The 14,893-nt window shown below is 67.4% G+C and carries 13 protein-coding genes and 1 riboswitch; of the genes, 5 read left to right on the forward strand and 8 right to left on the reverse strand.

What is annotated here, in order from left to right:
* Positions 1-3 precede the first annotated feature (3 nt).
* From btuB to VFE83_RS01225, 3 genes are all read right to left on the reverse strand, one after another.
* Positions 4-1,875, reverse strand: a complete 1,872-nt coding sequence (gene btuB / locus VFE83_RS01215) for a TonB-dependent vitamin B12 receptor (protein ID WP_324903039.1) — start codon at positions 1,873-1,875, stop codon at positions 4-6.
* Between the two features lie 146 nt (positions 1,876-2,021).
* Positions 2,022-2,240: riboswitch (cobalamin riboswitch) on the reverse strand.
* 56 nt (positions 2,241-2,296) lie between these two features.
* Complete coding sequence (locus VFE83_RS01220) at positions 2,297-2,668, reverse strand: TfoX/Sxy family protein (protein ID WP_324903040.1); 372 nt, start codon at positions 2,666-2,668, stop codon at positions 2,297-2,299.
* Positions 2,665-3,150 carry a GAF domain-containing protein gene (locus VFE83_RS01225; RefSeq protein ID WP_324903041.1) on the reverse strand — a complete coding sequence of 162 codons (486 nt, stop codon included), beginning with the start codon at positions 3,148-3,150 and terminating at the stop codon, positions 2,665-2,667. The genes VFE83_RS01220 and VFE83_RS01225 overlap by 4 nt, the downstream gene beginning before the upstream one ends.
* 54 nt (positions 3,151-3,204) lie before the next feature.
* Here VFE83_RS01225 and bioD point away from each other — a divergent pair, with 54 nt between their 5' ends.
* From bioD to VFE83_RS01240, 3 genes are all read left to right on the forward strand, one after another.
* The gene (gene bioD, locus VFE83_RS01230) at positions 3,205-3,873 is read left to right on the forward strand and encodes a dethiobiotin synthase (protein ID WP_324903042.1); all 669 of its coding nucleotides are present in this window, start codon (positions 3,205-3,207) and stop codon (positions 3,871-3,873) included.
* A 123-nt stretch (positions 3,874-3,996) separates the two neighbouring features.
* On the forward strand, positions 3,997-5,190 hold the full coding sequence (locus tag VFE83_RS01235; RefSeq protein WP_324903043.1) for an efflux RND transporter periplasmic adaptor subunit: 1,194 nt from the start codon (positions 3,997-3,999) through the stop codon (positions 5,188-5,190).
* A gap of 9 nt (positions 5,191-5,199) precedes the next feature.
* Positions 5,200-8,367, forward strand: a complete 3,168-nt coding sequence (locus VFE83_RS01240) for an efflux RND transporter permease subunit (RefSeq protein WP_324903044.1) — start codon at positions 5,200-5,202, stop codon at positions 8,365-8,367.
* 72 nt (positions 8,368-8,439) lie between these two features.
* Here the strand turns inward: VFE83_RS01240 and VFE83_RS01245 are convergent, their stop codons facing one another.
* The 4 genes from VFE83_RS01245 to VFE83_RS01260 all read right to left on the reverse strand — a co-directional run bounded on the left by VFE83_RS01245 (position 8,440) and on the right by VFE83_RS01260 (position 11,054).
* On the reverse strand, positions 8,440-8,784 hold the full coding sequence (locus VFE83_RS01245) for a J domain-containing protein (protein WP_324903045.1): 345 nt from the start codon (positions 8,782-8,784) through the stop codon (positions 8,440-8,442).
* The gene (locus tag VFE83_RS01250; RefSeq protein WP_324903046.1) at positions 8,781-9,476 is read right to left on the reverse strand and encodes a hypothetical protein; all 696 of its coding nucleotides are present in this window, start codon (positions 9,474-9,476) and stop codon (positions 8,781-8,783) included. Before VFE83_RS01250 ends, VFE83_RS01245 begins: the two co-directional genes overlap by 4 nt.
* Positions 9,473-10,336 (reverse strand): DUF2167 domain-containing protein, encoded by an 864-nt coding sequence (locus VFE83_RS01255; protein ID WP_324903047.1) that lies wholly within the window; start codon positions 10,334-10,336, stop codon positions 9,473-9,475. Before VFE83_RS01255 ends, VFE83_RS01250 begins: the two co-directional genes overlap by 4 nt.
* 313 nt (positions 10,337-10,649) lie before the next feature.
* Entirely contained in the window at positions 10,650-11,054 is a 405-nt protein-coding gene (locus VFE83_RS01260; protein WP_324903048.1) for a phasin family protein, read from the reverse strand.
* Between the two features lie 306 nt (positions 11,055-11,360).
* Between VFE83_RS01260 and VFE83_RS01265 the strand changes: the two genes are divergently transcribed.
* Positions 11,361-13,538, forward strand: coding sequence for a patatin-like phospholipase family protein (locus tag VFE83_RS01265; RefSeq protein ID WP_324903049.1), 2,178 nt, complete (start codon positions 11,361-11,363; stop codon positions 13,536-13,538).
* Positions 13,539-13,885: 347 nt separating this feature from the next.
* Here VFE83_RS01265 and queD read toward each other — a convergent pair whose 3' ends face one another.
* Positions 13,886-14,239, reverse strand: a complete 354-nt coding sequence (gene queD, locus VFE83_RS01270; RefSeq protein WP_324903050.1) for a 6-carboxytetrahydropterin synthase QueD — start codon at positions 14,237-14,239, stop codon at positions 13,886-13,888.
* A gap of 265 nt (positions 14,240-14,504) precedes the next feature.
* Here queD and VFE83_RS01275 point away from each other — a divergent pair, with 265 nt between their 5' ends.
* The gene (locus VFE83_RS01275; RefSeq protein ID WP_414674668.1) at positions 14,505-14,873 is read left to right on the forward strand and encodes a BON domain-containing protein; all 369 of its coding nucleotides are present in this window, start codon (positions 14,505-14,507) and stop codon (positions 14,871-14,873) included.
* The last annotated feature ends 20 nt before the right edge of the window (positions 14,874-14,893 follow it).

Here is a 14,893-nt window from a genome sequence, read left to right on the forward strand (position 1 = left end):
CGCTTACTGTGCCGGCGCGTAGCGCAGCGTCAGGTACCACTCGCGACCGGGCTGGTTGTAGTAGCCCACCGTTTCGTACTCGCGGTCGAAGGCATTGGCCAGACGGGCCTGCAGGGTCAGCGATTGCGTGAAGGCGTACTCCGCACGCAGGTCGAGGGTGCCGTACCCGCCGAGGCGACGCGTGTTGGCGACGTCGTCGTAGCGCGGGCCTTCGCCGACCGCGGTGATGCCGAACCGGAACGCGCCGAACGAACGGTCGACGTCGAGGCGTGCGCTGTTGCGCGCGCGGCGCGCCAGCTCATTGCCGCGGTAGTCGCCGCTGCGGTTATCGGTGTCGAGATAGCTGATGGCGCCGGACAGGTCGAAGCCCGCGAAGCTCGCGTCCGCGCCCAGCTCCACGCCACGCATGCGGGCGCTTTCGACGTTGTTGGGCCGGTTCTGGCTGGCATCGAAGGCGATCAGGTCGTCGACCTCCGTACTGAACGCATCGGCACGCAAGGTCAGGGCGTCGCCCTGCCACGCCAGGCCAAGCTCCCAGGTGTCCGATTCCTCGGGAGCGAGGTTCGGGTTGCTGAAGAACGGGAAATACAACTCGTTGAACGTCGGTGCCTTGAACGCGGTGCCGTAGCCGGCGGTGACGCGCCAAGCGTCGGCGAAGTTGAGGCCCCATGCCGCGCTGCCGGTGGTATGGCCGCCGAACTGCTCGTTGTCGTCGCGACGGACGCTGGCTTCCAGCGACTGCGCGCCGAAACGCGCCTGGTACTGCACGAAGGCCGCCTTGTTGTCGCGCTCGGTCTCGTCGTACTGCGTGGTCGCCTCGACGCGGTCGCGCAGCCAGTCCAGGCCCACGCTGATCAACTGGTCGCCGGCGATGCCGAAGTCGCCCTGCAGCGTGGCGCTGTCGCGGTCGGTGCTGAAGAAATCGACGAACGTGTCGTCGAGGAAGTTGTCGGAGGAGTCGACGTTGCGGCCCGCGGTGAGGTGCAGGTCGACGTGCTCGCTCGGACGCCAGCGCAGCTTGCCGCCAATGACCTGCTGCACGGTCTCGGAACGGTTCGTGAAATCGCCGTCGAACTCGTTGTCGCCCTCGTTGCGCAGGGCGTGACCTTCGAGCGTCCATTGTTCGTTGAAGGCGACACCACCGCGCAGCGACAGCGCGTCCTTCTCGTAGCCGTCGCGGTCGGGCTGCGAACCCGGTGCGATGAAGCAGCCGGCGCCTTCGAACGTGATCGGATCGAAATAGCCGTTGCAGGAGTTGATGCCGTCGGTCCGGGTGTGCTGGAAGTCCGCGCCGAACCACGCGCGCTCGCTCGCACCGCCAAAGCCCATGCCATAGCCGAGACTGTCGTTGCTGCCGACGTCGAAGCGTACGCGCGGCACGAACGCGCCGCGATCGCGCCGGGTGAACACCTGGATGACGCCGCCGATCGCGTCGCTTCCGTACAGGCTGGCGCGCGGGCCGCGCACGATCTCCACGCGTTCGATCATCTCGATCGGCAGGTCCTGGAACGAAGCCAGTCCGGACGTGGACGAACCGATGCGGATGCCGTCCACCAGCACCAGCACGTGGTCGGATTCGGCGCCGCGCAGGAACAGCGTGGTCAGCTTGCCCTGGCCGCCCTGGCTGGTCATCGAGATGCCGGCGCGGCCACGCAGCAGGTCGGGGAGCGAACGCGCCTGGCTGCGGCGGATCTGTTCGGCGTCGATGACTTCCACCGGCGCCAACGCATCGTTGACGCTGATCGCGGTGCGGTTGGACGTGACGACGACCTGGTCGAGATCGGTCGCATCGCCCGCGGACTGGGCCAAGGCGACAACCGGCAGGAAAAGGGCGCTCGCGCAGGCGGCGGTGAAGGTGAGGCGGCGGATCGGCATCAATGGTCTCCATCGCGCGGCAAGCCGTCCCCGGATCGCCGCGGTGCATGCGGGAGGCTGCGAGGAAGAGTGGGCTGCGGGCCGATGCAAGGATCGCGAAGGCGACGCCGCCGCGACGCCCTCCGCATCGCAACCAGTGGCGGGTCGAATGACCCTGCTGGCAGGCCGGTCTCCGGACTCGCGAGTGGAGGCATGCTCCGGTCGCGGCGCCTTCCCATGCACATGCACAGTGGCCTGTACCGCGACCTGCTCGCTTACCGTTGCGGGGGCAGTGCCGGAATGGTCGCGCGATGCGGGACGTCACCGGCTTCCCGTTTCAACCCGACGGCCGGAGCCGGCGGATCACCTGAAAGCGCGCGCAGTCTACGCGATCGCCGGCGCGTGGGCTAAGCGTTCGTGAGTGGATGAAGTGCCGGAGCGCTCAGTCGCGCTCGCCTGGCTCGTCGAACAGCGTTGGCATGGCCATCGACGAGTCTTCGCTCATCTGGGTCGTGGTGACCGGCGCCGCAGCGGGCTTGTAGCGCGGTGGCGGCAACTGCGCGATGGCGGCGTCGGCAGCGATGATCAGTTCGCTGCGACGGGTGTCGGGGATCTCCTGCCAGTGGCAGTCCTGCAGGGCGCCCTCGATGGCGTAGAGCAGGTTGAGCGTGGGCTTGAAGCCGGCGCGCTTGACGCGCATGAAGGCCTCGACCGTGCCCACCGCGGCCAGGTCCTCGCGCGTGCGCAGGCCGACCTGGCGCAGCCAGGCCGCGGATTTCGGACCGATGTTGCGCAGCTTGTCGGTGCTGGTCATTCCAGTGACTCCACGAAGACGCGCGCGATCGCTTCGAGCCCGGCCTGGTCGTCGGCATCGAAGCGGTCGAACTGCGGGCTGTCCAGGTCGAACACGCCGACCAGGTCGCCATTGCCCGCCACCAGCGGTACGACCAGCTCGGAATTGGAGGCCGAATCGCAGGCGATGTGGCCGGGGAATTCGTGCACGTCGCGGATGCGCTGCGTCTGCCGGCTCGACGCTGCCGCACCGCACACGCCCTTGTCCAGCGGGATGCGCACGCAAGCGGGCAGGCCCTGGAAGGGGCCGACGACCAGCTCGGTGCCGTCGAAGAAATAGAAACCGGCCCAGTTGAGGCCCGGCAGCGCGTGGTAGACCAGGGCCGACAGGTTGGCCGCATTGGCGATGCGGTCGCGCTCGCCATGGACGAGCGCGCGCGCCTGCGCGAGCAGCTGTTCGTACTGTTCCGGCTTGGTGCCGCTTAGACTTTCGCTGGTGAACATGAGCGCCTCTTTCCCGCAGTCTAACAGTGCGCACGCGGCGCCCGGAGGCGGCCCGTGAGCCGTGGCTGGTTCGTGACCGGCACCGACACCGGCATCGGCAAGTCGGTCGCCAGCGCCACGCTTGTGCACGCATTACGCAATCGCGGGCTGCGTGCGGTCGGCATGAAGCCGCTGGCAAGCGGCTGCGAGGCGACGGCCGACGGCTGGCGCAACGAGGATGCACTGGCCCTGCAGGCGGCCAGCGATCCACGACCGCGCTACGAGGACGTCAATCCATACGCCTTGCCGCAGCCGCTGGCGCCGGAACTGGCCGCGCGCGATGCAGGCGTGGAGGTGCGGCTGGAGCCGATGCTGCAGGCCTTCGCGCGCCTGCGCGCGCAGACCGATGCCGTGGTGGTCGAGGGCGTGGGCGGCTGGGCGGCGCCGCTCGGCCCCAAGCTGGAACAGGCCGATCTGGTGCGCGCCCTGGGTCTGCCGGTGGTGATGGTGGTGGGCCTGCGGCTGGGCTGCATCAACCATGCGCGGCTGACCGCCCGCGCCATCGAGGCCGACGGGCTGCCTCTGGCGGGCTGGATCGCCAACGACATCGACCCGGCCATGGAACGGGCGGACGACAACTTCACGCTGTTGAAGTCCAGGCTGCCGGTACCGTGCTGGGGCCGGTTGCCATTCCGTGATACACCCGACCCCGTTGGGCTTGCAGGTTTGCTTGAACCGGCCTGATCGCTTGCCCCCGTGACCAATGGGGGATGGGCCGTTCATCCGTAATGTTAGACTGATCGGTATAGGAATTAGAACCAATCTGAGCTGCAACGCTCGTACATGACGGAATCGGAGTCTTCCCCCATGGTCAAGAACCTGCGCACGGTGGCGTTGGCCGCCGCGTTGGCCCTCGTGTTGTCCGCCTGCGGCGGCAAGGATGACGCCCAGCAGGGCGGTGGCATGCCCCCGCCGGAAGTCGGCGTGGTGAAGGTCCAGCCGGCCGACATCCCGCTGCAGAAGGATCTGGTTGGCCGCGTGGCCGCGTTCCGCAGCGCCGACGTCCGCGCGCGCGTGCCGGGCGTGCTGCAGCGCCGCGTCTATGAGGAAGGCAGCGACGTCAAGGCCGGGCAGGTGCTCTTCATCATCGATCCGGCGCCGCTGCAGGCCGAGGTCGGCCAGGCGCAGGCCTCGCTGGCCTCGGCGCAGGCCAACTACGCCAATGCGAAGGCCGCCGCCGATCGCGCGCGTCGCCTGGCGCCGGACAAGTTCGTCTCGCAGTCGGACCTGGACAACGCGCTGGCCGCCGAGCGCAGTGCCGGCGCGTCGGTGAAGCAGGCCGAGGCCGCGCTGGCCAATGCCCGCATCAACCTGGGCTACGCCACCGTCACGGCGCCAATCAGCGGCCGCGCCGGCAAGCAGCAGGTGACCGAAGGCGCGCTGGTCGGCCAGGGCACCGCGACGCTGCTGACCACGGTCGACCAGATCGACCAGCTGTACGTGAACTTCTCGCTCAGCGTCTCCGAGCTGGAGCGCGTCCGCCGTGCCCAGACCGGCGCGGGCGAAGCGAAGGTGCAGGTGCTGCTGCCGGACGGCACGCCGTTCGAGCACCAGGGCACGCTGGACTTCTCCGGCGACATCGTCGATCCGGCCACCGGCGCGATCGCGCTGCGTGCGCGCATCCCCAACCCGGACAAGACCCTGCTGCCCGGCACGTTCGTGACGCTGAAGGCCACGCTCGGCCTGCAGCCTAACGCGTTCCTGGTGCCGCAGACCGGCGTGCTGCGCGATGCCAAGGGCGCTTATGTGCTCGTGGTGGGCGCGGACGGCAAGGTGGCGCGCAAGGACGTGGCCGTCGATCGCCAGCAGGGCGGCAACTGGGTCGTGACCAGTGGCCTGACCGCGGGCGACCAGGTGGTCGTCTCGGGCGTGCAGCGCGCACAGCCGGGCCAGCCTGCCAAGGCGACCCCGGCGAATGCCGCCGGCCAGGCACAACCCGCGGCCGCGAAGGCCGAAGCCGGCAAGGACCAGGCCGCCAAGGACCAGGGTTCGAAGGACTAATCCCCCGCCATGTCCAGATTCTTCATCAACCACCCGGTCTTCGCCTGGGTCATCGCGATCCTGATCTCGCTATGCGGCGTGCTCGCGATCCTGAACCTCGGCGTGGAGTCCTATCCGAGCATCGCGCCGCCGCAGGTGACGGTGTCGGCCTCGTATCCCGGCGCGAGCGCCGAGACGGCTGAGAGCGCGGTCACGCAGGTCATCGAGCAGCAGCTGACGGGCATCGACAACCTCGTCTACTTCAGCTCCTCGTCCAGCTCCAGCGGCGGCAGCAACATCACGCTGACCTTCGAGCCGGGCACCGACCCCGACATCGCGCAGGTGCAGGTGCAGAACAAGGTCGCGCTGGCGACCCCGCGCCTGCCGACCGAAGTGACGCAGCAGGGTGTCGTCGTGGCCAAGGCCAACGCCGGCTTCCTGAAGGTGGTCGCGCTGCGTTCCGAAGACGGCACGATGGACCGCGACGCGCTCAGCGACATCATCGCCTCGCGCGTGCTGGACCAGATCGCGCGCGTGCCGGGCGTGGGCAGCACCCAGCTGTTCGGCAGCGAATACGCGATGAACATCTGGTTGAACCCCGACCAGCTGCGCGGCTTCGGCCTGTCGGCCAGCCAGGTGCTGGCGGCGGTGCGTGGGCAGAACGTGCAGTTCGCGGCGGGCAAGATCGGCGCCGATCCGGCACCGGAAGGCCAGGGCTTCACCGCCACCGTGTCGGCCGAAGGCCGCTTCAGCACGCCCGAGCAGTTCGGCAACATCATCCTGCGCACCAACACCGACGGCACCACCGTGCGCCTGCGCGACGTGGCGCGTGTGGGGCTGGGCGCGACGTCCTACGGCTTCGACAGCCGCTGGGACGGCAAGCCCGCAGCCGGTTTCGCGATCCAGCTGGCGCCGGGCGCCAACGCGCTGGGCGTGGCCGAAGCCGTCACCGCGCGCATGAACGAACTGCAGGCCACGTTCCCCAACGGGGTGACGTGGTTCTCGCCGTACGACAGCTCGACCTTCGTCGCCGTCTCGATCAAGGAAGTGATCAAGACGCTGTTCGAGGCGATCGTGCTGGTGTTCCTGGTGATGCTGATCTTCCTGCAGAACTTCCGGGCCACGCTGATCCCCACGCTGGTGATCCCGATCGCGCTGCTCGGCACGTTCCTGGGCATGTACTTCATCGGCTTCACCATCAACCAGCTCAGCCTGTTCGGCATGGTGCTGGCCATCGGCATCGTGGTGGACGACGCGATCGTGGTGATCGAGAACGTCGAACGCATCATGACCGAGGAAGGGTTGTCGCCAAAGGCGGCCACGCGCAAGTCGATGACGCAGATCAGCGGCGCGGTCGTGGCGATCACAGTCGTGCTGGCGGCGGTGTTCATCCCGTCGGCGTTCCAGGGCGGTTCGGCCGGCGAGATCTACAAGCAGTTCGCCATCACCATCGCCATGGCGATGTTCTTCTCGGCGTTCCTCGCGCTCGGCTTCACGCCCGCGCTGTGCGCGACGCTGCTGAAGCCGACGGCCGACCACCATCGCGACAACTTCGTCTTCCGCACCTTCAACAAGTACTACGACAAGGTCGCCAAGACCTACGTCGGGCACATCGGCAGCGCGATCAAGCACACGCCGCGCTGGATGATGGTGTTCGGCCTGCTGGTGGTGCTGTGCGGCTTCCTGTTCACGCGCATGCCCGGCAGCTTCCTGCCGGAAGAAGACCAGGGCTATGCCATCGCCCTGATCAACCTGCCGCCGGGTGCGACGATCAACCGCACCAACGCCGTGCTGGACCAGGTGCGCGAGACGATGCAGAAGCAGGACGGCTTCGACGGCATCTTCACCGTGGCCGGCTTCAGCTTCGTCGGCCAGGGCGAGAACGTCGGTATCGCCTTCATCCGCCTCAAGCCGTGGGACGACCGCGACGTCACCGCCTCGGAGTTCATCCAGGGCGCAAACATGGCGCTGTTCGGCATCCGTGATGCGCAGATCTTCGTGATCAACCTGCCGACCGTGAGCGGCCTCGGCCAGTTCGGCGGCTTCGATATGTACCTGCAGGATCGCACCGGCCAGGGCCGCGAGGCCCTGACCGACGCGCGCAACATCCTGCTGGGCAAGGCGGGCCAGAACCCGGCGCTGACCGCGGTGCGTCCCAACGCGCTGGAGGAATCGCCGCAGCTGCGCCTGGACGTCGATCGCGTGCAGGCGCAGTCGATGGGCCTGTCGGTGGGCGACATCTACAGCGCCATCCAGCTGATGCTGGCGCCGGTGTACGTCAACGACTTCGTCGATGCCGGCCGCGTGAAGCGCGTGACCATGCAGGCCGACGCGCCGTACCGCACCGGTCCGGAATCGCTGACGCGCTTCTACACGCCCAGCCCGCTGACCACCAACGCCGAGGACGAGACCAGTTCGATGATCCCGTTGTCGAACGTGGTCAAGCCGCACTGGATCATGGCCTCGCCATCGCTGACCCGTTACAACGGCTACGCCGCGGTGGAGATCGTCGGTTCGCAGGCCCCGGGCCACAGCTCGGGCGAAGCGATGACGGCCATGCAGAACATCGTCGACAACGACCTGCCGGAAGGCTTCGGCTACGACTGGACCGGCCAGTCGTACCAGGAAATCCTGTCCGGCAACCAGGCGCCGGCGCTGCTCGCGCTGTCGATCCTGGTGGTGTTCCTGTGCCTTGCGGCGCTGTACGAGAGCTGGTCGGTGCCGGTGGCGGTGCTGCTGGTGGTGCCGCTGGGTGCGCTGGGCGCGGTGCTGTTCTCGCTGATGCGCGGCCTGCCCAACGACATCTACTTCAAGATCGGCCTGATCACCGTGATCGGTCTGGCGGCCAAGAACGCGATCCTGATCGTGGAGTTCGCCATCGAGCAGCGCCAGCACGGCAAGACGCTGCGGGAGGCGACGATCGAGGCCGCGCACCTGCGCTTCCGCCCGATCCTGATGACCTCGTTCGCCTTCATCATGGGCGTGTTCCCGCTGGCCATCTCGACCGGCGCCGGCGCCAACTCGCGTCACGCGATCGGCACCGGCGTGATCGGCGGCATGATCTTCGCGACCTTCCTGGGCCTGCTGCTGATTCCGGTGTTCTACGTCGCGGTGCGTCGTCTGCTGGGCGACAAGATGGACGAGAAGCCGGTGATCGAACGCGACGAGGAAGAACCCGCGCCGCGACCTGCGACCTGACCGTCGCTCGCGCCGCAACGAAGAAGCCCGCCGTGATGGCGGGCTTTTTTGTTGCAGTCGATCGCGCAGCGTTCAGTCCGTGCGCGGCCGCAGCCATTCCAGATCGCGAAGGGCCGCGTCGTAAGCAAGCTCCAGTTTCATCCTGCGCGCATGCGCCTGCTCCTGCAGCTCCGCCGGGAGCTGTGCGATGCGTTCGGGCCGGTGCTCGTCGAGCCGCGCGCGATACGCCGCCTCGATGGTGTCGCGGTCGGCGTCGCGCGATACGCCCAGCTCGTCGTGCCACAACCGTGCCTGGACCAGTGCGGGCAGTGGCGCCGACATGGTGCGGCCGCCGCGCAGGTGCGGCCACATGACCGCCACGAGCCAGTAACCCAAAGCGCCGCCGCCGATGACGACAGCCCATTCGTTGAAGTTCATGCCTGTTCCTCCAGTCGCTGGCGCGCCGCCACCAGATCGGGCCGTTCCCCATGGAAATCGAACGCGTACGACAGGCGCTCGCGGATCTGCCGGCAGGCCTCGCGCGCGTCGTCGTCGTCGAGGCTGCGCCGCACCACGTGCATCGCGTCCTCGCCCAGCCCGCGCCGCAGCGATAGCCGCCGCACCACGTTGATGGCATGCGGCGGGCAACACAGCAGTTCGAAGCCCATCGACAGCGCGTCGCGCCCTGACAGTTCGAACGCGCGCCGATAGCGCCAGACCTGGATCGCGAGCCCCAGCGTGACCGCATAGATCGACACCGCCAGCGCAAGCAGCGCCAGCGGATGCGGGAATGCCCACAGCAGCAGCGGCAGTCCGACCAGCATCAGGGCCCACAACGCGCGACAACCGGGATGCACGGCGCGCAAGGCGGCGAGGAAATGCGGCCGCTGTGTTCGCCGCCCGCCGGTCGGCTCGCCCAGCCAGCTGGCGCGGAAGATAGCCCGGGTGGGTGTCCACGGATCGGGCAGATGCAGTCGGCGGCCGCGGAACTCCAGCGGTCCGCCGACGGATGCCGTCCACCGTCGGCCGTGCGTCAGCACGACCTCGTCGTAATGCAGCAGCAGCGCGGAGTCCTGCAGGTAGAGGGCGTACACACCCGCCACCAACAGGACCTCCATCGGCAGGTTCATCGTGCGGACGAGTCCTTTCCGCTGAACAGCTTGCGGATGGCCGCGCCGACCGCGACCAGGCCGATCAACAACAGCTTCCACATCTTGGCCAGGAAGACTGCGATCGCGGCGAAGAAGCCCTTCTTGGACGCCACGGCCGCCGCACCACCGGTGACCAGCGCCGCCAGGCCGTACTCGGCGATATGGTCGCCTTCCTTGAACTGGGCGTACTTCTCGCCGTCGTTGTAGGCGTAGCCGGGCATCAGCGACTTGAACTGCGCGACCGCCTTGTCCAGCCCTTCCGGATCGGACACCACGATCACCTGCATCACGCCGCGGCGACCGAGCAGCCGCGTGTTGTAGTTCACGATCTTGTGCTTGGACTGGTCGGCGTGGGCGAGGATGGCCCACTCCAGCGAGTTGAGCTGCTTGTCGTATTGCGGCTTGAAGCTCCAGCCGTCGATGGTCATCGTGTCCCAGCCGCGGCTGCGACGTTCCTCGTTCGACTGTTCGGTGCCTTTCTTGATCGATGAAAGAAGGTCCTCGGCATCGAGCGAGTCGTCGTCCTTCACGTAGCCCACTTCATCGAAGGTGAAATAGGCGAACCACCGCAGGTCCTGCGGTGCGATCGTGTACTCGTCCGCGCCGGTGGGCGGGTTCTCCATCAGGTCATTGAGCTTGCGCGTGCCGTCCGCGCCCAGGAACACGTAACCGTCCGGCACGTCGATCGTGGCGCGGTTGCCCACCTGGCCCTTGGTCGGACCCACCTGCCACGGCAACTTGGCCAACGGATCCGCGTCGCTCCCCTGCGCCGCGACGGGCAGGGCCGTCGTCAACGCGAGCACGCACGCGGCCAACAGGAACATCCAAGGCTTTCCCATGCTTCTCCCCTGATTGTGATGAAGCTCTGCGGAGCCCCGAACGATCCCCATCGTTCACCGCGCCATCGCGGACGTGCGCGGCCAGCCGAAGCCTAGGTGCGGCGCGACCACGGCGCAACTCGCGGGGCCGGTGGATGTCCGGGAGGGAATTGAAGGCGAGCGGCGCGGGCGCGGCGATGCGCCTTGTTCGGCTTGCGTACTGCGGCTTCGCGCAGGCAACAAAAAACCCGGCAGGATCGCTGCCGGGCTTTCCAGTACCGCCGGGAGGGGTGGCGGGAGAGAGACGGAAATTAGAAGAGAGAAATCGAAATCGTTACTTGGCGGCCGCCGGCTTGGTGGCGTTCTTGACGGTCGTCTCGACGCCGGCCTGCACGCCGCGGGCGGCGGCTTCGAACTGCGACTTGGCCAGTTCGGTGATCGCACCGTGGGTCTTGAGGTTGCGGCCGAATACTTCCTGGCCGGTGGCGATGCCGCGCTCGAGGTTCTCGCGGGCGATCTGCGCGCCCTTCGGCCACAGCGTCTTGAGGGAATCGAAATCGCGGGCTTCGGCGGCTTCGCCGAGGAAGGCGAAGGTCGCGTTGACGCGATCCTCGATGGCCGACAGCTGCAGGCCGAACACGGCCTCGGCGTTGTCCAGCGCCAGGCGGTTGACCTGTGCGGCCGTGTCCGCGAACTGACGCGTCGCGGCGGCGAACTGTTCGTTGAACGGCTGGTACATGGCGGACTCCTGGGGCAATCCGGGAGGGAGGTCGGATTGTGCGGTGCAGCATAACCCACGTTTTGTTGCGGTGCAACAAGACGGGAATGCGGCTCAGGTCCCGTTGGGGGAGTCACGGGCGGATGGCAGAATCGAGCCGCCGCGCCGGCCGGCCGGAGAATCACGCAAAAGGATGACGAGACGATGATTCCGCCCGACGACGCCTGTTTCCGACCTGCTATGCCGTCTCCTCCAGCCCGGAGATGGCTCAGCCGGGCCTTCCTGTTCCTTGCAGGCCTGCTCCTTGCCGGGTATTGGATGCCGTCCATGGCGCAGCAGACGGCACCCGCGCCCGTCGCGGCCGAGCCTGGATGTGTCGGTCTGGTGCTGGGCGGCGGCGGAGCGCGCGGGTCCGCGCACGTGGGCGTGCTCAAGGTGCTCGAACGCGAGCGCATCCCGGTGTGCCACGTCGCCGGCACCAGCATGGGATCGATCGTCGGCGGGCTCTATGCCACCGGGTTCACGCCGGCGGAGATGGAGGACCTGATCCGCACCATCGACTGGGCGGACATGTTCGTCGACGACCCGCCGCGGCCGGGCCAGCCGATGCGGCGCAAGGACAGCGACTTCCGCTACCTGCTCAACCTGGAGATCGGCTACGTCGACGGCCGCGTCGTGCTGCCGGTGGGCATCGTGCAGGGACAGAAGCTGCTGATGCTGATGCGCCGCCTCACGGTGTCGACGTGGGACGTGCAGGATTTCGACCAGCTGCCCATTCCTTTCCGAGCCGTCGCAGCCGACATCGTGACCGGCGAGAAGGTGGTGTTCTCCGACGGCGACCTGGCGCTGGCGATCCGCTCGAGCATGTCGGTGCCGGGCGCGTTCGCGCCGGTGCGGGTGGGCGACCGCCTGCTGGTGGACGGCGGCATGGTCGACAACGTGCCGGTGGACGTGGTGCGCGAGATGGGCGCGCAGCACCTGATCGTGGTCGACGTCGGCTCGCCGCTGCACAAGGAGGAAGCGCTGACCAATCCGCTGGTGATCATGGACCAGATGATCTCGGCGCTGATGACCGAGAAGACGCGGCGCATGCTGGATTCGCTGGACGAGGACGACGTGCTCATCCGCCCCGAACTCGGCGACATCACCGCCGCGCAGTTCGACCGTGGCGAAGAGGCCATCGCGATTGGCGAGCGCGCAGCGGAGGCGGCATTGCCGCAACTGCGCAGGTTCTCGGTGGACGAGGCGACGTATGCCGCGCACCGCGCACGCCAGCAGCGGCGCGAATTCGATCCCAAGCTCGTGTCGTTCCTGGAAGTCGTGCACGGGCGTTCGCCCTCGGCCATGCGCCAGGTCGAACGCGCCGTCGCCGACAACCTGGGCAAGCCGTACGAATCCGAGCGCGTCGAGAAGACCATCGGCACGGCCTACGGCGATGGCCGCTTCCAGCAGATTGACTACCGCCTGGTCGAGCGCGACGGAGAACACGGTCTGGAGATCATCCCGGCGGAGAAGCCGTGGTCCGCCTTCGGCAAGCTGGGTTTCCAGCTGGACGACAACTTCAACGGCCGCAACAACTACATGGTCTCGGCCGAACTGACCTTCAACGACATCAACGACCTGGGCGCTGAGTGGCGCAACGTACTGCGACTGGGCCGCATAACCGGACTGTTGTCGGAGTACTACCAGCCGTTCGGCCAGACCGGGGCATTTTACCTGCAGCCGTCGCTGGAACTGCGCAACGAGTCGTTGCCGCTATGGATTGATGGCGACCAGCTGGCCGAGTTTCGCATCAATCGGCGGCAGGTATCGATCGAGGCGGGGCTGACGCCGCAACCGGAGTGGCGCGTCAGTGCGGCGCTGGTGCGCGGCCGCGATCGCGGCGACCTGCTCATCGGCAACCCCAGCGATTTCACCGGCACCAAGGAGGAGTACGCCGGCGTGTTCTACAACGCCACGTGGGACACGCTGGACAACGTGAACTTCCCCACGCAGGGATTGCGCGTGAGCGCGGACCTGGAGACCTACTACGAAACGATGGGAGCCAACGTCGAAGGCAACGTGGCCAGCGTCACCGCGGACTGGGCGCAGGCGTGGGGCCGCTACCACCTGTTGCTTGGCGCGCACCTGCACAGCGCGCTGGAAGACGACAACTTCTTCCAGACGCAGGGATTCCTGGGCGGGTTCCTCAACCTCTCCGGTTTCGACGAGCGCGCGCTGTTCGGCAGCCAGACGGTACTGGCCCGCGCCGTGATGTACCGCCGCACGGGCAACACCAGCCGGTTGTTCTCGCTGCCGATGTACGTCGGTGCCAGCCTGGAGACCGGCAACGTGTGGCCGTTACGGGAGGAGGTGAACACGGACGACCTGATCGTCGCGGGCAGCCTTTTCGTCGGCTTCAGCACGCCGCTGGGGCCGATGTTCCTGGCCTACGGCGGCAACGACGAGGGCGAGAGCTCGTGGTACCTGACGTTCGGCTCGCTGCTGCGGCCGGAGGTGAAGTGAGCAGGTGTTGTTGCTGCCGCAAGCTGAAGTGGGTGGCGGCGTTGTTGCCACAAGGTGAGTAGTGGTCGGCGAGACACTCATCCTCCCACCGTCATCCGGGGAAGGCCGGGATCCAGGCCCGTAACGCGAGCGCACTCCCACTCCCGGCTCAGGACCTGTCCCTCAGCCTTGCAGCGGGCCTAGGGGGATTCCCGCCTTCGCGGGAATGACGAGCAGAGGCAAAGGCAAGCTCGCCTGCGGTGGAGCAACCGCCGCCATCCATGGCGTTGCGCAGCGGGCTTCGGAGCGCCCGGCCCGTCCATCCATGGACGGGCGTTCGCGACCGCGCGCCAGTGGCGCGCGGTCGCTCACCCCCGATAACTGCATCCCGAGGTGCACGTCTCGTGCACGACGACTTCCGACAGCAGCGGAAGCTCGGGCTTCAGGCGCTCCCAGATCCACACCGCCAGGCGTTCGCTGGTGGGGTTCTCGAGGCCTTCGATGTCGTTGAGGTAGTGATGGTCGAGCCGGTCGTAGAGCGGCTGGAAGGCCGTCTTCACGTCGGCGAAGTCCATCACCCAGCCGGCGTCCGGATCGATGTCGCCCTCCACGTGGATCTCGACGCGGAAGCTGTGGCCGTGCAGGCGCGCGCACTTGTGCCCCGGCGGCACGTTGGGAAGCCGGTGTGCGGCTTCCAGGGTGAATACCTTGAAAATCTTCATGCGGGCAGTTTACCGCGCCGGGCGATCTGCCCCGTGGGGCCGGCTCATTCGTGCCGGGCGGCGGGTGGGGCGGCCATCCGTGGGCTCCTGCCGGTCCGATGCTGATGCGCGCGCGTCGTACGACGGCGAGTGCCTCCCCCTCGCCGCGTCACATCGGTTTCGCCTCGGTGAACGCCACCTGTTGCGGAACAGGCGGCTATCGGTGTTTTCACGTCGCGATACGCAAGCGTGCACAAACTGGCGGCACCTTAATGGGAGGATGCGTATGAAGATCCGTGCGAATGCGAAAGTGTTTGCTGCCCTGTTTGGCGCAACTGCGCTGATGGCGTCCGTGCCGATGCTTGCCAGCGCGCAGGACCGTCCGCAGACGACCGAAGCCGAGGAAGAGGGCGATTCCGCGCAGCCCGTCAACGACACCTGGATCACCACCAAGGTGAAGGCCGACCTGATGGCCACGTCCGACGTGCCCGGTACGACCATCGACGTGGATACCACCAACGGCACAGTGAAGCTCAGCGGTACCGTTTCCAGCAAGGCCGAGGCCGACAAGGCCGTGTCCGTGGCGAAGAACATCAAGGGCGTGAAGAGCGTCGACTCCAGCGGACTGAAGGTCGCCAAGGGCGGCACGAAGTAACACCGTGGTCCGGTAAATGC

The organism is Lysobacter sp. (assembly GCF_035655815.1).
Lineage (GTDB): Bacteria > Pseudomonadota > Gammaproteobacteria > Xanthomonadales > Xanthomonadaceae > Lysobacter_J.